Origin of the sequence: Actinoplanes hulinensis, assembly GCF_019429605.1 — a bacterium.
GTDB classification, from domain to species: domain Bacteria; phylum Actinomycetota; class Actinomycetes; order Mycobacteriales; family Micromonosporaceae; genus Actinoplanes; species Actinoplanes campanulatus.
Genome location: NZ_JAHXZI010000007.1, coordinates 75,377 through 96,213, shown reverse-complemented (window position 1 = coordinate 96,213; position 20,837 = coordinate 75,377). Strand labels below are relative to the sequence as shown.

Sequence of the window (20,837 nt, the reverse complement as noted above, 5' to 3'; positions counted from 1 at the left end):
CTCTTGTAAATATCCGATTTCACTTATAAACCTGCTCTGACCTGCGCACATGCCGACCCCATGACCTGTAGGTGCACGCCGAGGGCCCCGGATTACAGATTTCCGGGAAACAATTCACGGCGTGCGCATCGTGGATCCGAGCCCGGTGCGGCTGACGAGGAAAGAGGTGGTCGGCAGGCTGCCGTCGGCATGGCGCGGCCCCTCGGCCGAAGCCGGGTCGGTGGAACGGAAGACCGGGCGCCAGCTGTTGCCCGCGGCGCTGGTCCGAGGCGTGAGATCGGCGGGGGCATGGTTCCCGGCCGCGACATTCGACCGCAGGCGCACGAGGCCGGACGGCATCGAGAACCCGGTCCCGCGGTTGCGCCAGGCCGTGTTGCCGGTCAGGCGCATGAACGCGGCGTTCTCGTCGTCGGAGAACCCGTGCAGCCGATTCGCCCACGCGGCGTTGTTGCGGACCACGTGCTCCGCCCGGGGCGCCGGATCCCCGCCGCCGAGCGCGAAACCACTCACCCCGTTGGCGTACGACCAATTGGTGTCCACCGTGACCGGACTGGCGAAGTCACCGAGGTCGAAACCGTTGTCACCGTTGCGGTAGGCGCGATTGCCGCGCACCAGATTGCCGGCGCCGGAACCGAACTTCACGCCCAGCCCGATGCCGTCGTTGTCGAAGAAGTCGCTGTCCAGCACCTGGTTCGCCACGGTGTCCGGGTCGCGCAGGGTCAGGCCGCCGCGCACGTTGCCGTGCAGGGCGAGCCGCTGGAACACGTTGTTCGCGCAGGAGACGCAGACGTACGCGTGACTGCGCGACCCGGTGACCTCCAGCCCGCGTACCGTCCAGAAGTCGGCCTCATGGGTGACCGCCCACGTGTCGTCCGGCAGCGCGGCGGCGTCCAGCACCGGCCGCTCGCCCTGGTAGCCGGTGAGCGTGATCCGGTTACGGGCGTCCCCGCCGGTGGTGATGACGATCGGTGCGGCGAGCCGGTAGATCCCGCCCCGCAGTGCGATCGTCTGCCCCGGCCGGACCGCCTCGACCGCCCGGGCCAGCGTGTAGGGCCGCGCCACGGTGCCGTCCCCGGCGGCGGTGCCGTCCGGCGCCACCACGATGGTGGAGGCGAGTTCCTGGAGCGGCTCCACTTTCTCCGTGCGTACGGCGTACGAGAAAGCTCCGGCGGCGACCACCGAAGCGGCCGTGGCCGCGGCAACCAGCTTGACCGGCTTCACCGTCGCGGTGATCTTGGCCGAGACCGCCCCGAGCGCGGCGACCAGGCCGGACAGCAGACGTTCCGGAACGACCAGACCTTTCCGGTACGGGCCACAGCGCGTACAGGCGCGGGTGTGCCGGATCAGCCGCTTGCGCCACAGCGGATCGGCCGTGCCGTCCCAGCCCGCGATCGTCGCGGACAGCGCCGCGCAGTCTCCCGCGTGCAGCGCCCGGACCACCACCCGGGCCGCGTCGAGCCGGTCGCGCACCCGCTTGATCCGGACCGCGGCGTGACCGGGACCGGTGCCCAGTGCCGCGGCCAGCTCGGACCGGGTGATCTCCCCGGCCGCCTCCCGCCACCACAGCGCCAGCAGCATCCGGTCGTCGTCGCCGAGCCAGCGGGTCGCCTCGGCCACCTCCCGGCGCTGGGCGGTGAGTACCAGTTCGGCGACCGTACCGGAGGCGAAGTCGCCGCGGGGGCCGGGCAGATCGCCGGGCGAGCCGCGATGTCGCCCGAGCCACCGGCGCCGCGCCCGCAGATGGACCCGGACCTGCCGGTGGGCGATCGCCAGCACCCAGGCGCGGAACCGGTCCGGATCACGCAGTGCGGGCAGGTCCCGCATCACCCGGATCAGGGTCTCCTGAACGACGTCGTCGACGTCGGGATGGCCGCCGAGCGCACGGCCGACGGCGTTTCGGACGAGGTCGAAGTGGTCGGTGACCAACCGCTCGAGGGCGGCCCGGTCACCGCTCTGGGCGGCGCGGACGAGATCGGGGACGGACATGCTCAGTGGTGCCGGTGGCGACCACGGGATAACCGAAACAGCGGCGTTTTCGGTCTACGGGCGGTCGGTTCGGGCGAGGCTGAACGTCAGCACGGCCCCACGCCGCCATGGGCGGCCTGGCGGCGGGTCAGCGGTCAGGGGGCCGGCATCGCGAGCACCGCCATGGCGGCCGCGGTGACGAATCGCTTCTCCGGCTCGGTGAGCCGGCGGCCGGTGAGGCTGTCGTCGAGTCCCTTGTGCGGGGGTGGCCCGATCACGCTGGCGAAGATGAGGCCCACGGCGCAGCGGCCACGCAGCGCGTCGCCGTCGTCGGTCCCGCTCAGGATCTGCGCCAGCTCGGTGAAGGGGGCGCCCGCCCCACGTCCTTCCAGTTTGCTGCGGCTGACCGCGGGGTCGCTGGACAGCGACCGCACCAGGGGAGCGTTGGTGTCGAGCAGGTCGACGAGTTCCCGGACCAGTTCGGCCCGGACCGTGCCGGCGTCGCGCACGTCGCCGACGAAGGCGCGCAAGCCGCTCAGCAGGGGCGCCACGATCGCGTGCAGCAGGTCTTCCTTCGAGGTGAAGTGGTAGTACAGCGCCCCTTTGGTCATGCCCAGGCGCTCACTGATGTCACGGATCGACGTGCTCGCATAGCCGCGTTCGATGAACAGCGCGGTCGTCTCGCCGAGGATGCGCCGCCGTGTCTCCTCCGCGTCGCTGCCGACGGTGCGAGCCAATTCCGTCCACCTCTTTCTGTGTGTCGTATCCCATCGTCTCAGCCGGCTCTCAGGGGCCGGGACCTACTCTCGCCACGGACCATACCGGCCGTTCAATTAAATCTCCGGAGGACTCCCCATGGCATCCCTGCTGTACCGGCTCGGCAAGACCGCCTACCGGCGATGGCCACTGGTGCTGGTCGCCTGGCTGGTCGCCCTGATCGGGGTCGGCGCGGTCGCCACCACCATGTCGCAGCCGATGTCGGACCAGTTCTCCATCCCCGGCATCCCGTCGGAGAAGGCTACCGACCTGCAGCAACAATTGTTCCCCGGTTCCGGTAGCGCCATCGACGAGGCGTCCGTCTCGATCGTGGTGGCCGCGCCTGAGGGCAGCAAGCTCGCCGACGAGCCGTACGCGGGCCGGATCTCCGACCTGCTCACCGAGCTCACATCGGTGCCGCAGATGCCGCAGGAACCGCTGGCCGGGCCGGTGGAGACGGCCGCCGCGATGAAACAGCGGATCGTCGACATGGCCGTGCAGGGCGCGCAGGCCACCGGCGGCGACGTCACGGCGGCACGGGAAGCCGCGGAGAAGAACGCGGCCGCCGTCGCGCCGCTGTCGCCGGACGGCCGGGTCGGCACCATCGAGTTCGCCTTCGACGTCGCCACTCCCACCGACGTCGAAGCCGGCACCCGCGACAAGGTCCTGGAGGCGATCGAGCACGCCCGCGGCGACGGCATGCGGGTCGAGGTGTCCGGCTCCGGCATGGAGGGCGGCGGTCCCGGCGACGAGGAGGGCGGTGTCAGCGTCGAGCTGATCGGTGTCGGCGTCGCCCTGATCGTGCTCGCGTTCACGTTCGGGTCGCTGGTCGCCGCGGGCCTGCCGATCCTGACCGCCGGCATCGGCGTGGCCCTCGGCGTCACCGGTATCACCGCCATGACCGCCTTCGCCGAGCTGGACTCCAGCACGCCGCTGCTGGCCACCATGATCGGGCTCGGTGTCGGCATCGACTACGCCCTGTTCATCCTGGCCCGCTACCGCAACGAACTGGAGCACACCGACGACCGCGTCGAGGCGATCGGCGTCGCGGTCGGCACCGCCGGCTCCGCGGTCGTCTTCGCCGGCCTCACCGTCGTCATCGCCCTGGCCGCGCTCAGCCTGACCGGCGTGCCGTTCCTGGCCGCCATGGGCTGGGGCGCCGCCGCCACCGTCATCATCGCCGTCCTGGTCGCGCTCACCCTGCTCCCGGCGGTGCTGGGAATCCTCAGGTCCAGGGCGTTCGCCGGACGGTTCCGCCGCTACACCCCGGCCCGCGACGAGACCGGCAAGGTCGTCAACGCCGGCGTCCGCTGGGCCCGGCTCGTCGGCCGCGCACCGGCCGTGTTCGCCCTGCTGGTGGTCGTCGTCCTCGGCGCGATCGCCATCCCGTCGGCCCGGCTGCACCTGGCCTTCCCGTCGGACTCGACCGCACCCACCGACACCACCCAACGTAAAGCCGCCGACCTGATCAACGGCGCCTTCGGCGAGGGCCGTCTAGCCCCGATGCTGACCGTGGTCGACGGCCGCGGGGTGCCCGAGCAGGAGCGGCCCGCCGCCTACCAGCAGGTCGTGGCCTGGGCGGCCGGGCACGCCGAGGTCGCCAACGCCCAGCTCGGCGGCATGAACGAGCAGGGGACCGGCGCGCTCATCCTGATCACCCCGAAACACGGGCCGAACGACACCGCCACCGAGGACCTGCTCGACGACCTGCGCGACAGCCAGGCCGGCGTCGAGGAGCAGACCGGTACGAGCATCGGCATCACCGGCCTGACCGCCATCCAGACCGACACCTCCCAGCGGCTCGCCGACGCCCTGCCGCTCTACCTCGGCGTCGTCATCGGCCTGGCGTTCCTCATCCTGATGGTCGTCTTCCGGTCCGTCCTGGTGCCGCTGACCGCCACCCTCGGGTTCCTGCTGTCGGTCGGGGCCACCCTCGGCGCCACCGTCCTGTTCTTCCAGGAGGGCGTGTTCGGGCTCTTCCCCGGCCAGCCGATCATCAGCTTCATCCCGATCTTCCTGATCGGCCTGGTCTTCGGCCTCGCCATGGACTACCAGGTCTTCCTCGTCACCCGTATCCGTGAGGCGCACATCCACGGCGCCTCCTACCGGGAGGCCGTCGTCGACGGGTTCCGCAACAGCGCCCGCGTCGTCACCGCCGCCGCACTGATCATGACCGCGGTCTTCAGTGGGTTCATGTTCATGGGCGAGCCGATCATCCAGTCGATGGGCTTCGCCCTCTCCGCCGCCGTCCTGTTCGACGCGTTCGTCGTACGCATGTGCCTGATCCCCGCCCTGATGTATCTGATGGGCGAGCGCGCCTGGTGGCTGCCGAAGTGGCTGGACCGCATCCTGCCGAACATCGACGTCGAGGGCGAGAGCCTCGACCGCCCGCACCTCGCGGACCATTACCGCTCCACCGACTCCGCCGAGGAGCCGGTCCGAGTGTGAATTCCAGCGGTACGCGGGTCCGGCCGCCAGCGGACCCGCGTACCGCTCACCACTTTGCGAATCACGCCCTGGAAGGGACCCCAGAGGATGACCAACATCGCTGTCCAGCCGGGGGAGCGGATCGACGTGGACAACCCGCCGGAGATCGACCCCTGGTGGCAGCAGATCGCCTGACCGTTCATGGCACAGTGAATCTGAGAACCGGCTGTGGTGCTCTGGCCGGCGGAGGCGACGCTGCCTACCGTTCAAGGCCGCCGCTGAGAGGAACCGCGTGTTCGTTTTCATCATCATCGCGTTCGCGATCGCCGGCCTGATCCACTATTACCTGTGGCGGCGGCTGGTGCGGGACACCACCACGTCGCGCCGGTGGCGGCAGGTGGGCGCGGTGGCGATCGGCGGCGCCCTGGTGACTCTCCTCGCCACCATGGCCGTCGGAGACCGGTTACCGTCCGGGCTCCGCTGGCTGACGCTGCCCGGCTTCGTGTGGCTGGCAGTGATGTTCTACCTGCTCATCGTGCTGTGGCTGTTCGAGGTGCCGGTGCTCGTCGCACTGCGGATCCGGGCGAGGCGGGCCACGCCGGTCCCGGCGGAGCGGGCCACGCCGGTCCCGGCGGGCGCCGTTGCGGATGCCTCATCGGAGCGGGTCGCGCCCGTGTCGGCGGGTGCCGTCGTGGACGCCCCGCCGGTGGCCGAGTCCGATCACGATCCGGGCCGGCGGCTGTTGCTGCGCAGGGGAGTGGCCGTCACGGCCGGGGCCGTCGCGGTGGGTCTCACCGGATTCGGCATGACCCGCGCCTACCGGGCGCCGACCATCAAGCGGTACGACATCCCGATGGCCCGCCTGGCACGACGGGCCGACGGGCTGCGGCTCGCCGTGCTGGCCGACCTGCACGTCGGGCCGCTGCTCGGCAGCGGACAGGTGGAGCGGATGGTCGAGATCGTGAACGGTCTCGACGCCGACGTGGTCGCCGTCGTGGGTGACGTGGTCACCTCGGAACCCGGCCGGGTGCGCGACTCGCTGCTGCCGCTGACCAGGATGCGCGGCAGGCACGGGGTCTTCTACGTGACCGGCAACCACGAGTACTACGTCGGCGCCGAGAACTGGACCGAGGCGGCCACCGAACTGGACCTGCGTGTGCTGCGCAACGAACGCGTCGAGATCGCCCACGGCGGCGGGGTCATCGATCTCGCCGGCGTCAACGACATCACCGGCGCCCAGTACGCTGACCCGCCGGACTACGAGCGGACGCTGGCCGGCCGGGACCAGAGCCGGCCGGTGGTGCTGATGGCGCACCAGCCGGTCGCCGTGCACGACGCCGCCCCGTACGGGGTCGATCTCCAGCTCTCCGGTCACACCCACGGCGGTCAGATGTTCCCGTTCGACTACCTGGTCGGGTTGCAGCAGCCGGTGGTGTCCGGGTTCGGCGAGGTGGACGGCACACCGGTGTACGTGACCAACGGCGCCGGCTTCTGGGGCCCGCCGGTGCGGGTGGGCGCCGACCCGGACATCACCCTGCTCACCCTCCGCTCCACCGCATAGTCACCCGGAACCGGGATTCGCCGCCGAGCCCTCAGTGGCCAGCAGCGATACGGAGCCGCCCGGCCGCAGTTGGTGCAATGCCGCCGTCGACGAGCCAGCGGGCACCCGCTCGTGCCCGGGCCAGGCGGTGTCCTGGACGAGCAGACCGTGTTCGGTGCGCGCCGCGCGTACCGCTGTGTCGTAGTCGCCGGAAACGACGGTGACCGCGGCGCCCTCCTCGCGGATCGCCTGGATCGCGCCGGGGTGGACACCATCGGGCCGTTCTTGAGCCCGAGGTGCACCCCGGCGCCGAACGGAATCACACCCTCCGGCCGAGACCACTTCGCTGACATGTTGCAGCTGTTCGTACGACAGCCTCGTCGATGACGATCCGCACGGCTGGTGGTCGGTGCAGCCGGAGTGTGTCCTGCCGCTTCTGCCACACGCGAGTTCCATCAACTGTTCCCGGGTCTCGTCCGGCAGGCCATAGATCCGGCAAAGGTCCGTGGCGTCACTATGTGTCACGTTGTCAGCCGGCACCGTCGTTGCCTGTGCCGCATGGGAGGTCCCCGATGAAGATCCGGGCCGACCTCTCGTCGGTGGTCAAGCCGGCCGCCGCCTGCGCATTGATCGGCTTCATTCCGGGCCTTTCGTTGCCTGATCGTTCGAGCTCTCGCCCGAGCGTTGGGGACGGGTCAGCCGGCCGCGTCGAAGAAGTGCGCTCGTACACGCCGTAGCCAGGCCTCCACGGCCGCGCGGTCCGGCTCGTTCGGCAGGGGCGTCGGGGTGGTGTCGAAACGGGACTCGTAGTCGGCCATCGTCCGGCTGGCCATGTCCACGTCGCCGGCGGCGACCCGCTCGCCGAAGTCCAGGAAGCGCTGCGGATCGTCGAGGCGGATCCGCAGATGGCCGGTGGTGTACAGGTCGAGGCCATGGACGCACAGGCGCAGAAGATGCCTGGCGTGTTTCGCGGTGCGTTTGCGGGTGTCGGCGGAGAACGAGCCGTCGCCGCGGGCTTCGAGCCGCTTGAACTGCTGGGTGGCGTACCCGAGATAGGAGTCCCGGACCCGTTTCGCGGACAGGAAGGCGGTGCGGATGCCGATGAGGTCGTCGCCGAGCGGATGCCGTGTCTCGTACAGGTCTTCGGGCAGCCACATCAGCTCGGACACCGTCGGGTTGCCGCCGAAGGCGAGGTTGGCGTACCTGCGGGCCTCGTGGAAGGTGGCGTCCGGCTTCTTCGACACCACGGAGTCCTCGGGGAAGGTGAGTCCGTGGAAGGCGGTGGTCGGGGCGGCGAACAGGCCGAGCCGGTCGATGTCGGATCCGGGGCCGGCCAGGCCGTAGGCGGTGGAGCCGACGATGCCGGACAGGAGGACGTTCGCGGGCTCGATCATGACCGCATCCTTCCGCCCGGGCAGGTCATCGGGCAACGCGAATTCGCGGCTGGTCAGCACTGACCGTCGGCGATCACGTAATGGTTCGGGCCGGTCTGGCGCAGCGTGTGAAAGATGAAGGTGTTCCACAGGCCCATCGCCTGACCCGAACCGTTGGCGAACGTGTTGCCACCGGACTGCGTGGCCCGCCCGGCGACCGTGTGCGCGTGGTTGCTGGCGGTGAAACACGGCTGCGGTGTGCTCGGGGACGTCGACACCGACGGCGTGGGCGACGGCGGCGTGGCTCCGTCGGGCAGGCCCCATGACCGGGCGATGTAGTAGGACGAGCAGATCGAGGCGAGGTGGTACGAGCCGGTCGTGCCGCACTGGTTCTCGGCGCTGCCCGGCGCGACCGGGGTGCCGTGCCCGATGCCCTGCACCCGGTAGAGCGCGACAGCGTCCTGGTAGTACTCGACCGTGGTGGAGCCCGGCAAGTTCTCCGTCGAGGTGGCGGTCTGCGGAACGCCCCACACATTCGTCCACTGGTCACGCAGTTCGGTGGCGTTCGCGGGCACCACGGTGGTGTCGGCGGTGCCGTACCAGATGCCGATCCGCGGCCACGGTCCGGTGTAGCCGGGATGGGCGGCGCGGACCAGGTCACCCCACTGCTTCGGGGTCTTCGACTGGGCCTGGTACTGGCAGACGGTGCCGCAGTTGTACGGCAACCCGGCGACGACCGCGCCACCGGCGAACACGTCCGGGTAGGCGGCCAGCATCACCGCGGTCATCGCGCCGCCCGCGGAGAGCCCGGTGACGTAGACCCGGCGGGGGTCCGAGCCGTACGCCGTGATCGCGTGATCGACCATCTGCTTGATCGACAGCGCTTCGCCCCGGCCGCGGCCGATGTCGCCGGCATTGAACCAGTTGAAGCAGGACAGCGCGTTGTTCGACGAGGTCTGTTCGGGGAAGACGACGGCCGCCCGGTAGAGGTCGGCGTACTTGGGCCAGCCGGAGTGGCTGTAGTAGTCCTGGGCACTCTGGGTGCATCCGTGCAGCGCCACCACCAGCGGGCGGCCGACGGGCAGCCCGGTCGGCACGTACGAGTACATGCGCAGGGCGCCCGGGTTGCCGCCGAACGAGCCGACCTGGGTGAGTGTGGCGGCCGCGCTGGCGGGGGAGACGGGGAAGAACGGCGACAGGGCGAAACCGGCGACGATCAGCACCGCGGCGAGCAGCACCGACCCCATTCTGCGGGGATTCATGCTCGCGAACGTTACGATCCTGTGAACCGGGCCGTAACGTGTGCGATCGCCACAACCCGTCATTCATCTATGTTGATGCGCTATGGACGTGTACGAAGCGGTGCGCAGCCGCCGGTCGGTGCGGGCGTTCAGCGACGAGCCGGTGCCCAGGGACGTGCTCGTCCGGGTGCTGGCCGCGGCGGCGCGGGCACCGTCGAGCGGCAACCTCCAGCCGTGGCATCTGTACGTCCTGACCGGCGAGCCCCTGGCCGAGCTGAAGAGGCGGGCGACAGCCCGGGCCCGGGCGGGGGATCCGGGCGATGAGCGGGACTACCCGATGTACCCGGCCGACCTGGTGGCGCCGTACCGTGACCGGTTCGCGGCCGCCGCCGCCCAGCGCTATGAGGCGCTGGGCGTCGACCGCGACGACCCGGACCGCCCGATGCGGATCGCCGCGCTCAACACGGCGGCGTTCGGGGCTCCGGTCGTCCTGTTCTGCTATCTCGACCGCACGATGGGGCCGGGCCAGTGGGCGGACGCGGGAATGTGCCTCCAGACGGTCATGCTGCTGCTGCGAGCCGAAGGGCTGCACAGCTGCCCGCAGGTGATGTGGACGATGTACCGCGAGACCGTCAGCCGGATCGTCGGCGCCCCGGACGGACTGTCACTGCTCTGCGGCGTCTCGGTGGGCTTCGAGGATCCCGGCGTGCCGCCCCTGCGCACGGGGCGGGCCGAGATGGGCGAGACGGTTCGTTTCGTGGGCTGGTGATCAGGGCGGCTCAGTGGCAGTGGCCGTCGCGGCCGAGGGTGGTCTCCGCGGTCACGCCGGGCCGGGTCCACTGCGGCACGGGCCGGCTCGCCGGACCCCACGACGGCGCGCCGTCCTCCTCCGTGCGCCAGTACCAGCACGGGTGGCGTCCCTCGGGACGGCCGTCGGGCTGGTCCTCCCACGCCTCGCCGCGCCCGTACGCCGTCATGTCGAGCAGCGCGAACGTCGGATTCGTCGCCTCGTTCCCGCGGCCGGTGGTGGCGTAGGTGAGAAACGTCCGGTCACCGTCGCGCAGGTAGGCGGTGAGATAGCCCATCTCGCCGCCGGCCGGGCCGTCCACACCGCGCACCGAATACCACGGCTGCGTGTACCCCATGAACGCGGTGAACGCCGCCACCTCCGGCCACCGCCCGGTGGTCAGCACCGCGAACGAGACCCCGCGCGCGTTGAGGTAGGCCGCGTCCCGCAGATGCCAGGCGGCGTTCGTGCAGCCTTCGCACTGCCCCTGGTGCGGCGCGCCGTCGTACCACATGTGTTTGTAAACGACGAGCTCGTCGCGGCCCTGGAAGAGATCGATGAACGGCACCGGCCCGCCGGGCCCGGTGACCTCGACCGTACCGTCGAATTCCACCATCGGAAGCCGGCGGCGGGCCGCCGCGATCGCGTCGCCCTCCCGGGTGTGCGCCTTCTCCCGGACGAGGAGTTCGTCGCGCGCGGCCTGCCAGGTGGCCAGGTCGGCGACGGGTGGAAAGCCGGGCTTGATGTCGGTCACGGTTACCTCCGGAGTCAGTGGGTCACCCTGGTAGACCGACGACCAGACCAGAACTCATCGGTACGCGGTGGTCATTCCGTGGCGGGCTTCGCCTTCTGTGGGTAGACGGTCTCGTGGCGGGCCAGCATCGCGACGAACTCGCCGATCTTGCGTTCGCGGGTCTCGGCCCGTTTGACGGCGTTGAGCCGGTGGATCAGGGCGAACCGGTTGGCTTTCGTGAGGACCTCGAACATGGCCCGCGCGGCCGGGACGGCGGTGATCGCGGCCAGCAGGTCGGCCGGCACCTCGGCCTCCGACGGAGGGGCGTAGGCCGCCGCCCACCGGCCGTCCGCCCGGGCGGCCTCCACCGCGGCTCGGCCGGCGGGCAGCATCCGGCCCTCCGCCTCCAGCCGGGCGACATGGCCGACGTTGCGTTGCGACCAGGAACTTCGGGCCGTACGAGGGGTGAACCGGATCCACGACGAGTGCTCGTCCCGTTTGCGGGCCTGACCGTCGATCCAGCCGGCGCACAGGGCCTCGTCGACGGCCTGCTGCCAGGTGAGCGTGGTGACCGTGCCGCCCTTCCTGGTCAGGGCGAGCCACACCCCGGGTGACGTGGTGTGGTGCTCGGCCAGCCAGACCCGCAGCTCCGCGGCGTCGGCGACGATCAACTCTTCCAGTTCCGCTTTCCCCATGGCGGCAGGGTAGTTGAGCGGATGAGCTGGGAACGGTCTTTTCGACATCGAGGAGCCGACCATCCACATGCGAGGGTGGGGCGCGCCGGAGTCCACGGGGGCCCGGCGCGAAAGGACGACGATGCGCCTGCGAGTGCTCGCCCTGGTCACGCCTCTGCTGCTCACCCTCCTTCCGGCGGTCCCCGCCCGCGCGGCGGTGACCATCGTGGACCGGATCGACTTCCAGCCGGCCGCCTCCACCACGCCCGCCGGCTACCGGGCCGACACCGGCGCCGCGTTCACCGATGCCCGCGGATACGGGTGGGTGCGCCAGGACAGTGTCGGCGGTGCCCGGGTGCCGCTCGACCTGACCGCCAACACTCGCGACCGGGCCCGCGCCGGCGTCGACGCCCGGCTCAACACGCTGATCCATCTCCAGTACGGCGACGTCGGCGGCACCGCCGGCACTCTCACCGCGGGCGCCTGGGAGTACGCCGTGCCGAACGGCACCTACCAGGTCACCGTCGCGGCGGGGGACCGGCCCGCCTACGACAGCAGTCACACCCTGCGCGTCGAGGGTGTGCCCGCGATCAGCGGGTTCGTCTCCACGGCCGCCGCCGAGTACCGCACCGCCACCGTGACCGTGCCGGTGTCCGACGGCCGGATCACCATCGACGCGATCGGCGGCGCCAACACCAAACTCGGCTACGCCGACATCGCCCGGGTCGACCCGCCGACCGCGCTGACCGCCACGCCCGGCGACAGCCAGGTGACCTGACCTGGACCGGTGCGGCCGCCTCCTACGACGTCTACCGCGACGGCGCCCGGATCGGCGCGACCGCCAGACCCGCCTATCTCGACACCGACGTCGTCAACGGCACGAATTATGCGTACGAGGTCCGCGCGGCCGACGGCGGACGGAGCACCACGGTCAGCGCCACCCCGCAGGCGTTCTCGTTGAGGGTGAACTTCTCCGACGCGGCCACCGCACCGCCGGCCGGCTACGTCCGCGACTTCGGGGAGGCGTTCACCGCCGCCCGTGGACACGGCTGGATCGACCTCGGCGAGCTGACGCCGGCGAGCCTGGTCGGCAACGGCCGTAACCGGAACCCGGCCGCCGGGCAGGCCGACCTGCGCCTGGCCACCCTCATCCACGCGCAGCTGCCCGCGGGTTCCGCCGGATCGCACACCCCCGGCGCCTGGGAGGCGACCGTCCCGGCCGGCACTTACCAGGTCACGGTGGCCGTCGGCGACTCCGGGACCGCCACCGACAGCGTCCACTGGGCCAACGTCGAGGACCAGAACGCCATCGCCGAGTTCCGGCCGACCGCCGCGGTCCGGCACGCCACCGCCACCCGTACCGTGACCGTCACCGACGGCAGGTTGACCCTGAGCCCGGCGGGCGGTGTCAACACCAAGTTCGACTACATCGACATCGTCAGCGTGCCGAAGGCCGGCGCCCAGCCGTCGGTGCGCACCAGCACCCCCGCCAACCTCGCCACCGAGGTCAGCGTCACGGCCAGCATCGTCGATGATCTGATCCTGCCGAACGGCGCCGTCGACGCCACCTCCCTCACCGCCACGGCGGTGACCCTGACCCGCGCCGACACCGGCGCGACCGTGCCGGGCCAGGCGTTCACCAGCGGCGGCGGCGACGTCGTCAACTTCTCGCCCGCGTCGCCGCTGGCGGCCGCGACCACGTACCGGTTCACCGTCACCGCCGCCGCCCGCGACGTCACCGGGAAGGCGTTCCTGCCGTTCTCGACGGTCTTCACCACGGCCGCCGGCGGCGGCGAGCCGGCCGACGGCATCGCCTTCGACAAGACCGAGGGCGTGGCCACCGGTGCGGCGTTCACCTCGGTCGTCAAGGGACCCGACGGCCGGCTCTACGCCGGAACGCTCACCGGCCAGATCCACCGCTTCCCGATCAACGCCGACGGCACGCTCGGCGCGGCCACGATCATCGATACGGTACGGGTGAACGCCGCGGCCGTGAACCTGCCCGGTCAGCCCAACCGGACCGTCATCGGGATGGCCTTCGACCCGGCGTCGACGGCGGCCGCCCCGATCCTGTGGGTCACCGACAACTACCAGTACACCGGCACCTCGAACGTGCCGGACTGGACCGGGCGCGTCGGCCGGCTCAGTGGCCCCGACCTCGGCACCTACACGTCCGTGGTGGTCAACCTGCCGCGCTCGGTGAAGGATCACGAGACCAACTCGCTGGCGTTCGGCCCGGACGGGGCCCTGTACGTCAGCCAGGGTTCCAACAACGCGATGGGCGCCGCCGACTCGACCTGGGGGAACCGGCCCGACCAGCTGTTGAGTGCGGCCGTCCTGCGTCTCGACCCGGCGCGCCTTCCGGCCGGCCTGCCGCTCGACGTCAGGACCGCCTCCGGCGGCGCATACGACCCGTACGCCCAAGGTGCGCCTTTGACCTTGTATGCCACCGGCGTGCGTAACGCGTTCGATCTGCTGTGGCACAGCAATGGTCATCTTTACGCGCCGACGAACGGCTCGGCGGCGGGCGGCAACACCCCGGGCACACCGGCGACCTTGCCTGCCTCGTGCGCGCGGCGCGGCTACACCGGGCCGCCGGTGCCCGCGCTGGCCGGCGTGTCGACCGCGGAGACCGACTACGTCTTCGACGTGAAGCCCGGCCGCTACTACGGGCACCCGAACCCGCTGCGCTGCGAGTGGGTGCTGGCCGGCGGCGATCCCAGCGGCGGTACCGACCCGTACGAGGTGCCCGACTACCCGGACGGCACCGCCCCCGACCCGAACTTCGACCTGGCCGGAACCTACGACGCCGGCCTGCACGCCAGCGCCAACGGCGTCATCGAGTACCGGGGCGGCGCGTTCGGTGGCGCGCTGCGCGGCAGACTGATCAACGTGCGGTACTCGGTGAGCCAGGACCTGCAGACGTTCGACGTGGCGGCCGGCGGCGCACTGTCCAACCGGCGGACCGGCATTCCCGGCTTCACCGGTTTCCGGCAGCCTCTCGACCTCATCGAGGACACCGCCACCGGCTTCCTCTACGTCACCGAACTCGGCGCCAACCGGATCACCCTGCTCAAACCCCGCCTGTGACGGTCCGGTTCGTCACCGTGGTGGCGAACCGGGCCCGGCGTCGTGGGTGCGGTACCGGCCGGGGAAGGAGACCGGTGCCGCGGCGGTGACGGTGAACAGCTGCCCGTGGTGCCGGGCGGTCAGCGGTTCACCGTCGCGTATCGAGTAGGTGACCCGCTCCTCCTCGATGTCGACCTCGAGCACCGACCCGCGGATCCGCAGCGGAAACCGCAGCCGGCGGGCGCGGGTCGGCAGCATCGGGGTGAACTCGGGTTCCGGTGGGCGCCAGCGGTACCCGGCGAAGGCGTAGACGAGCGCCATCCAGGTGCCGCCGGCCGACGCGATGTGGATGCCGTCGCGCAGGTTGCCGGCGGTGTCCGCCATGTCGACGGCCGCGGCGTCGACCAGGTACTCCTCCGCGGTCCGGTACTTGCCCACGTCGGCCGCCGCGATCGCCTGGACGCATTCGGACAGTGAGGAGTCGCCGGTGGTCAGCGGGTCGTAGTGCTCGAAGATCCGGCGGCGCTGAACGGCGGTGAACCGCTCCGGGAGCAGGACCGTGGCGAAGACGACGTCGGCCTGCTTGATCACCCGGTGCCGGTAGATGACGAGCGGGTGGTAGTGCAGCAGCAGCGGGTACCGGTCGCGTGGTGTGCCGGCGAAGTCCCACGGTGCCTGGTCCATGAAGCCGTCGTCCTGGAGGTGCACCCCGGCCTGCTCGTCGTAGGGGATGTAGATCTCGTCGGCGGCCCGCCGCCAGACCCGCACCTCCTCGTCGTCCAGCCCGGTGCGGTCGACGAGCCGAAGGTGATCCGGCGGCGACTCCAGCCGCAGACGGTCCACCACGTCCGCGGCGAGGCGCAGGTTCTCGGCGGCCATCATGTTGGTGAACAGGTTGTTGTCGACGACCGTGGTGTACTCGTCCGGCCCGGTCACCTTGTGGATCACGAACCGGCCGTTCCGGCGTTCCGAGAAGAAGCCGAGGTGCGCCCACATCCGGGCGGTCTCCACCAGCAGTTCGGCGCCGTGCCGGAACAACAGGTCGACGTCTCCGGTGATCCGGACGTACTGGTCGAGCGCGTAGGCGATGTCCGCGTCGATGTGGTATTGGGCCGTTCCCGCCGCGTAGTACGCCGACGCCTCGTCGCCGCCGATGGTGCGCCACGGGAACAGCGCGCCGGCGCAACCCACCTCGCGGGCCCGGCGCCGGGCGTCCGGCAGCATCCGCACCCGGTGCATGAGCAGGCTGCGGGCCACCTCGGGGCAGGTGTGCACCAGGAACGGCAGGACGTACACCTCGGTGTCCCAGAAGTAGTGTCCCTCGTACCCGGTCCCGGTCAGGCCCTTGGCCGGCATCCCGTGCCCCTCGGCGCGCAGCGTGGCCTGCATGACGCTGAACAGGCTGAAACGCAGCGCCTTCTGGGCCGCCGGCGAGCCCTCCCAGATCACGTCACTGCGATCCCAGAAGGCGCGGACCTGATCATGGTGGGCGGCCAGCGTGGCCGGATAGCCGGTGCTCCGCGCCCGGTGCAGGGTCACCGCGGCGCGTTCGATCAGGTCGGTGTCGGTCGTCGGGCCGTAGTGGTAGGCGAGCCATTTGGTGAGCGTGACGGTCCGGCCGGCCGGCACCTCCCCTTCGAACGCCACGATGGCGCGGTCGTCCTCGAGCTTCGTGCGGAGGTGGGTGAGCGCCTCGGCGTCGAACTCGTGATCCATTCCGGCCGCCACGCGCAGCGCGCTGCGCGCCGTCCGGTAGGTGCGGATCACCCGGGCGCCGTCCGTTCGATCGCCGTCGGGCACCAGGGCCCGGTCGTCCAGTGCCCGGGTCTGCCGCGGGTCGAAGGCCGCCGTCTCCGTCGCCGGGCGGTGCAGGACCATCTCCGAGGAGATGACGACATGGCCGGGGCCGTCGAGCGCGGTCAGCTCGAAGCGGATGCCGGCCAGGTGGCGCTGGACGAGGGACACGAACCGGGTCGTCACCAACCGGAACCGCCGTCCGTCGGCCAGCTGGTAGACCACCGTGCGAACAACGACTCCGTGGCGCATGTCCAGGGCCCGTTCGAACTCCCGGACCTCGGTCGTCTCACAGGTCACCGGGTCGTCGTCGATGTACAGCCGGAGGGCGGTGCCGTCCGGGACCGGTGCGATGGTCTGCCCGGTGGTGGCGAAGCCGTGCGCGTTCTCCGGATAGACGATCGGCCAGGTCTCGTGGAAGCCGTTGAGCAGCGTGGCGGGCCGGAAGGACGGCTTGCCCTCCTCGAACGCGCCGCGGATGCCCAGGAAGCCGTTGGCCACCGCGAACAACGTCTCGGTCTGTTCGACGTAGCCGGGGTTGTACATGTGCTCGACGATGTGCCAGGGATCGGTCGGATGGTCTCCGGCCGCGGCCACCAGCCGGCGGCTCGCGGCCAGGAGGCGGTGCTCCTTCGGCCCGGCCCGGTGCACGTCGTCGGTCGCCGCGACCAGCAGCTCACCGAGGTCGGCGACCACGAGGTCGGCTCCGTTCTGGGTGAGCGCCGCCGCGGCCCCGTCCCGGTCGACCCCGATGACCAGGCCGAACCCTCCCGCCCCGCCGGCCGCTACGCCCGCGGCCGTGTCCTCGACCACCACCGTGCGTGCCGGCGCGACACCGAGCCAGCGGGCGGCCTCCAGGAGCATGCCGGGGCCCGGTTCACCGGAGAGTCTCAGCTCCCGTGCCGCCCGGCCGTCGACGCCGGTGTCGAACAGGTTGGTCAGGCCCGCGCAGGCCAGAACGGCGGCGCGGTCCGCGCGGTCGGTGACCACGGCGGTCCGGAGACCGGCCTCGCGTAACTCACGGACCCAGGCGATGGATCCGGGGAACGCCTCGATCCCGGCGCTCGGCCGGTCCGCGGTGCCCGGCGTGCGCGGGATCAGGACTCCGTCCAGGCCGAAGAGCACCGCGTCGAAGTCCCGACCGGTCACCGACGTACCACTCATGAGAGACAGGATGGGCCCGGATCATCTCGGCGCCATCACCCCCAGCGGATGGCATCGCCGCTGGTCAGGTGGCGAAAATGGTGAAGGCTACCTGATGGATGGCGCCGCCGGCCCGGAACTGCAGGAACAGGCGTTTGTCGCCGCGTTCGGCGAAGGCGGCGTGGAACGCGAGGACGGCGTCGGGCGGGGCGGCGCCGTCCGGGCCGGCCGGGATCGGGTGCAGGTGCTTGAGGCCCTGGGTGCGCACCTCGAAGTTCGACAGGTGGGCGTAGGCGCCGAGGTACGGTTCGAGCACCACGGGGCGGCCGTCGCGCAACACCTGGAACCGCAACGCCGTCTGGGTGCCGGAGACCAGGTCGGCGGTGCCGTCGAGGCGGCGTACGAGGTAGGGCCCGGAGCGTGCCTGGGCCTGCGGGGCCGGGACGGGCACCATGTTGGTGTCGCCGGCGATCACGAACGGGACCCCGAGAACGGTGGGGTCGGCGCCCGCCGGACGACCGTGCGGGACGAACTCGATGTACACCCGGTAGGCGCCGCCGTCGGCGATGGTCACCGGGGCGGTCCAGGCGCCGTCGGTCACCTCCGGGTGCAGGTGCTGATATTCGGAGAGGTCGTCGCGGAGCACGTACATGTGCATGGGTTTGGTGTGCACGTGCTGGAAGTCGGTGGCGGCGCCGCCGGGCCCGGTGACCCGCAGCGACACCCGGCCTGGGCCGCGGCCGGTGGGCAGGGCCAGCGGCTCCACCCGGAAGCCGTCGTAGCTGTCGGAGAGCCCGTCGCTGTGATAGGCGACCGCCGAGGCGGCCGGCGCCGGAACCGTGGCCGGAGACGGGCCTCGGCTGTCGGCGAAGAGGTAGGCGGCCGCCACGAAACCCGCCAGCGTCACCGCCGCCGAGAGGCGGCGGTGACGCGATCCGGTGCCGGTCAGCTGACCGCCGCCGTTCCGGTCGGCCGGACCAGGAACAACCCGACGCCGATGCTCTGCACGGCGACGACACCGTTCTTCAGGTACGGCAGTGCCATCCAGCTGCCGCTGTACCCGCTGGCGTTGGAGCTGGGGTCGACGTCGAAGTAGCCGACCTCGGGCAGCGAGGCCGAGGCGGCGTTCGTGGTGTCGAGGATGCGCAGGCCACCGCGGTACGAGGCCTGGAAGTGCCGGTTGCCGACGGTGTAGCCGTTGTGGTTGACGAACGTGCCGCGGGTGCCGTTGTCCCTGCCCACGTACCGGGCGGCGTCGAGCTTCTCGATGTTGTAGACGAAGTCCGGGCTGCCACTGGCGGTGCTGATCGTCTCGTCGTTGACGATCATGTGCTTGTAGTCGCTGGTGGCGAAGCCCTGGTGGATGAAGCTGGCGCCCGGGTGCGTGACGCTGGACAGGACGACGATGTTCGACTTGTTGGTCACGTCGAGGATCTGGAACCGCTTGCCCTGCCCCGTGTAGTTGAACGCGATCTCCCGGCCGGTGTAGCGGGTGTCCGGGCCGGCGTAGTTCACCACGATCGATTCGTGCGAGTAGACCTCACGGCTGTAGCAGCCCGCCAGGGTCAGGGTGAGCGGCGTCTTGATGTTGTAGATCGTCAGGCCCTTGCTGCAGGTGTTCGCGCCGGAGACGTACAGGAAACCGGTGTTCTGATTGATCTGCAGCGTGTGGCTGTTGGTCAGGCCGGTGAACCGCGCGTCGGCGGTGAACGTCTGCGGGGTGGTGACGCCCTGGAGCTTGTTGAGGTTGAAGATCTGGATGCCGTGCGACACCGAGTCCTTGCCGATGTAGGCGTAGTTCTTGTAGGTGCGGACGTCGCACCAGGACGAGCTGACCCCGTTCGACGACGGCAGGTTGCCCAGGTAGCGCGGGTTCGACGGGTCGGTGACGTTGACGAACGAGACCCCGTTGGACCGGCAGTACAGGATGTACTCGTTGCTGTCGCGGGTGTCGGTCCAATACCACATGCTCGACGAGCCGCCGCCGCCCAGCGCCGACTGCGGCAGGAAGCTGAGCAGGTCGACGTTCTTGCACGGGTACTTGTCGGCCATTCCGTTGACGCAGGTGATCGGCGCGCCGGCGAGGAGTTCGCCGCTACGCCAGGTGGGCTGGTAGATGCGCAGCATCTCCGCCTGCTCGGCTCTGCCCTCCGGGGTGTCCGGGTCGTGCGCGGTGGCCGGTGGGCCGGCGACGGCCAGCAGCAGCAGGAATCCGGTGACGGCAAGGATGGTGCGACGTACGCCTCGGAGCATGTCGACGCCCTTTCGCGCGGGGGAACCGGCGCGCGCGGGGGTGTGGCACGCACCGGATGCGTGCCTGAACGCTAAGCCGCACTTCGACAATCGTCAATGTCCTAGCCCGGCCGACCGTTAGATTTCGATGAGGCGATCCTTAAGCGTTCCTTAGTATCGATCTTCACGCGCGCTGGGCATGAATAGTGAGTCGGCTGCTACCAGGCGAGTCGACGAGGAGTACCTTCGTGCCCACCCCATCCCAACGGCGGACCCGCTACGTCCTGACGGCCATCGGGGCCCTGGGACTGATCGGAGCCGGCTCGGCCACGATCGTCGCGGGCGCCGGCACCGGGGACCGGGAGATCCGCCTGGCCGCGACCAACCCTGCCACCACCACGGCCGGGACCGCCGCGCCGGACGAGATCACGGAGACCGGGGCGCCGTCCACGCCGCCCACGGCCTCGGCGCCCGCCACACCGGCGGCATCGGCCACACCATCGGCGAGCAGGTCGGCGACCGTGCGCCCGAAGAGCTCGCGGACGACGGCCACGACCAGCCGGCGGACCGCGACGGCGAAGCCCACCACGACGACCAGGGCGCCGTCGAGCGGCTCCACCGGCTCCGCCACGGTCAACGCCGAGGTGCTCCGCCTGGTCAACGCCGAACGGGAGAAGGCCGGCTGCTCCGGGCTCGGCCGGGAGTCGCATCTGGAGGCGGCGGCGCAGAAGCACTCCGGCCTGCAGGCCGCGCAGAACACCATGTCGCACCAGCTGCCCGGCGAGGCGAGCATGGGCGACCGGGTCACCGCCGCGGGCTACCAGTGGCGCGGCGTCGCCGAGAACGTCGCGGCCGGCTACACCACCGCGTCCAGCGTCATGGACGGCTGGATGAACAGCCCCGGCCACAAGGCCAACATCCTCAACTGCGACTACACCGAGATCGGCGTCGGCCTGGCGAAGTCCTCCTCCGGAACCCTGTACTGGACCCAGAACTTCGCCACACCCGCCTGACCCGGCTGCCGATACACACATGCGGAAGCGGGGGGGGGGGGGGGGGGGGGCCGCCCCGCACGAGGGGGGGGGGGGATTTATGGGGGGGGG

16 protein-coding genes are annotated in these 20,837 nt (G+C 70.9%); 6 read left to right on the top strand and 10 right to left on the bottom strand.

Going from position 1 to position 20,837, the window contains the following annotated elements; genetic code table 11:
* Positions 1-114: 114 nt before the first annotated feature.
* Positions 115-1,986, bottom strand: coding sequence for a sigma-70 family RNA polymerase sigma factor (locus KZ829_RS14610; RefSeq protein ID WP_246635643.1), 1,872 nt, complete (start codon positions 1,984-1,986; stop codon positions 115-117).
* A 134-nt stretch (positions 1,987-2,120) separates the two neighbouring features.
* Entirely contained in the window at positions 2,121-2,702 is a 582-nt protein-coding gene (locus KZ829_RS14605) for a TetR family transcriptional regulator (RefSeq protein ID WP_220144439.1), read from the bottom strand.
* Between the two features lie 118 nt (positions 2,703-2,820).
* Here KZ829_RS14605 and KZ829_RS14600 point away from each other — a divergent pair, with 118 nt between their 5' ends.
* Together KZ829_RS14600 and KZ829_RS14595 are read left to right on the top strand one after the other, a co-directional pair.
* Complete coding sequence (locus KZ829_RS14600; RefSeq protein WP_220144438.1) at positions 2,821-5,169, top strand: MMPL family transporter; 2,349 nt, start codon at positions 2,821-2,823, stop codon at positions 5,167-5,169.
* 271 nt (positions 5,170-5,440) lie between these two features.
* The gene (locus KZ829_RS14595; protein WP_220144437.1) at positions 5,441-6,709 is read left to right on the top strand and encodes a metallophosphoesterase; all 1,269 of its coding nucleotides are present in this window, start codon (positions 5,441-5,443) and stop codon (positions 6,707-6,709) included.
* On the opposite strand, the gene KZ829_RS14590 is transcribed toward KZ829_RS14595, so the two are convergent.
* From KZ829_RS14590 to KZ829_RS14580, 3 genes are all read right to left on the bottom strand, one after another.
* Entirely contained in the window at positions 6,710-7,228 is a 519-nt protein-coding gene (locus tag KZ829_RS14590) for a hypothetical protein (RefSeq protein ID WP_220144436.1), read from the bottom strand. It lies immediately after the preceding gene.
* Positions 7,229-7,383: 155 nt separating this feature from the next.
* Positions 7,384-8,082 carry a nucleotidyltransferase domain-containing protein gene (locus KZ829_RS14585; RefSeq protein ID WP_220144435.1) on the bottom strand — a complete coding sequence of 233 codons (699 nt, stop codon included), beginning with the start codon at positions 8,080-8,082 and terminating at the stop codon, positions 7,384-7,386.
* Positions 8,083-8,135: 53 nt separating this feature from the next.
* Positions 8,136-9,323, bottom strand: coding sequence for an extracellular catalytic domain type 1 short-chain-length polyhydroxyalkanoate depolymerase (locus KZ829_RS14580; protein WP_220144434.1), 1,188 nt, complete (start codon positions 9,321-9,323; stop codon positions 8,136-8,138).
* Positions 9,324-9,405: 82 nt separating this feature from the next.
* Here KZ829_RS14580 and KZ829_RS14575 point away from each other — a divergent pair, with 82 nt between their 5' ends.
* Positions 9,406-10,071 (top strand): nitroreductase, encoded by a 666-nt coding sequence (locus KZ829_RS14575; protein ID WP_220144433.1) that lies wholly within the window; start codon positions 9,406-9,408, stop codon positions 10,069-10,071.
* Positions 10,072-10,081: 10 nt separating this feature from the next.
* On the opposite strand, the gene KZ829_RS14570 is transcribed toward KZ829_RS14575, so the two are convergent.
* Both KZ829_RS14570 and KZ829_RS14565 read right to left on the bottom strand, forming a co-directional pair.
* Entirely contained in the window at positions 10,082-10,843 is a 762-nt protein-coding gene (locus tag KZ829_RS14570) for a DUF899 family protein (protein ID WP_220144432.1), read from the bottom strand.
* Positions 10,844-10,914: 71 nt separating this feature from the next.
* Positions 10,915-11,517: a YdeI/OmpD-associated family protein gene (locus KZ829_RS14565; RefSeq protein ID WP_220144431.1), complete on the bottom strand. Its 603-nt coding sequence runs from the start codon at positions 11,515-11,517 to the stop codon at positions 10,915-10,917.
* Positions 11,518-11,638: 121 nt separating this feature from the next.
* Here KZ829_RS14565 and KZ829_RS42950 point away from each other — a divergent pair, with 121 nt between their 5' ends.
* Both KZ829_RS42950 and KZ829_RS14560 read left to right on the top strand, forming a co-directional pair.
* Positions 11,639-12,274, top strand: coding sequence for a hypothetical protein (locus KZ829_RS42950; protein WP_246635642.1), 636 nt, complete (start codon positions 11,639-11,641; stop codon positions 12,272-12,274).
* A gap of 185 nt (positions 12,275-12,459) precedes the next feature.
* Complete coding sequence (locus KZ829_RS14560) at positions 12,460-14,586, top strand: PQQ-dependent sugar dehydrogenase (RefSeq protein WP_308285484.1); 2,127 nt, start codon at positions 12,460-12,462, stop codon at positions 14,584-14,586.
* Between the two features lie 12 nt (positions 14,587-14,598).
* Here the strand turns inward: KZ829_RS14560 and KZ829_RS14555 are convergent, their stop codons facing one another.
* The 3 genes from KZ829_RS14555 to KZ829_RS14545 form a co-directional block, all read right to left on the bottom strand.
* Positions 14,599-17,523: a glycosyl hydrolase family 65 domain-containing protein gene (locus tag KZ829_RS14555; RefSeq protein ID WP_220144430.1), complete on the bottom strand. Its 2,925-nt coding sequence runs from the start codon at positions 17,521-17,523 to the stop codon at positions 14,599-14,601.
* 64 nt (positions 17,524-17,587) lie between these two features.
* Positions 17,588-18,409, bottom strand: coding sequence for a DUF8832 domain-containing protein (locus tag KZ829_RS14550; protein ID WP_308285483.1), 822 nt, complete (start codon positions 18,407-18,409; stop codon positions 17,588-17,590).
* Between the two features lie 38 nt (positions 18,410-18,447).
* Positions 18,448-19,755 (bottom strand): choice-of-anchor B family protein, encoded by a 1,308-nt coding sequence (locus KZ829_RS14545; protein ID WP_220144429.1) that lies wholly within the window; start codon positions 19,753-19,755, stop codon positions 18,448-18,450.
* A 227-nt stretch (positions 19,756-19,982) separates the two neighbouring features.
* Here KZ829_RS14545 and KZ829_RS44490 point away from each other — a divergent pair, with 227 nt between their 5' ends.
* Positions 19,983-20,747: a CAP domain-containing protein gene (locus KZ829_RS44490; RefSeq protein ID WP_308285482.1), complete on the top strand. Its 765-nt coding sequence runs from the start codon at positions 19,983-19,985 to the stop codon at positions 20,745-20,747.
* Positions 20,748-20,837 lie beyond the last annotated feature (90 nt).

Coding starts and splice junctions, on each gene's coding strand:
- KZ829_RS42950 (WP_246635642.1), top strand. CDS start 11,639: ATGCGCCTGCGAGTGCTCGCCCTGGTCACGCCTCTGCTGCTCACCCTC.
- KZ829_RS14585 (WP_220144435.1), bottom strand. CDS start 8,082: ATGATCGAGCCCGCGAACGTCCTCCTGTCCGGCATCGTCGGCTCCACC.
- KZ829_RS14580 (WP_220144434.1), bottom strand. CDS start 9,323: ATGAATCCCCGCAGAATGGGGTCGGTGCTGCTCGCCGCGGTGCTGATC.
- KZ829_RS14565 (WP_220144431.1), bottom strand. CDS start 11,517: ATGGGGAAAGCGGAACTGGAAGAGTTGATCGTCGCCGACGCCGCGGAG.
- KZ829_RS14600 (WP_220144438.1), top strand. CDS start 2,821: ATGGCATCCCTGCTGTACCGGCTCGGCAAGACCGCCTACCGGCGATGG.
- KZ829_RS14575 (WP_220144433.1), top strand. CDS start 9,406: ATGGACGTGTACGAAGCGGTGCGCAGCCGCCGGTCGGTGCGGGCGTTC.
- KZ829_RS14545 (WP_220144429.1), bottom strand. CDS start 19,755: ATGCTCCGAGGCGTACGTCGCACCATCCTTGCCGTCACCGGATTCCTG.
- KZ829_RS14555 (WP_220144430.1), bottom strand. CDS start 17,523: ATGAGTGGTACGTCGGTGACCGGTCGGGACTTCGACGCGGTGCTCTTC.
- KZ829_RS14610 (WP_246635643.1), bottom strand. CDS start 1,986: ATGTCCGTCCCCGATCTCGTCCGCGCCGCCCAGAGCGGTGACCGGGCC.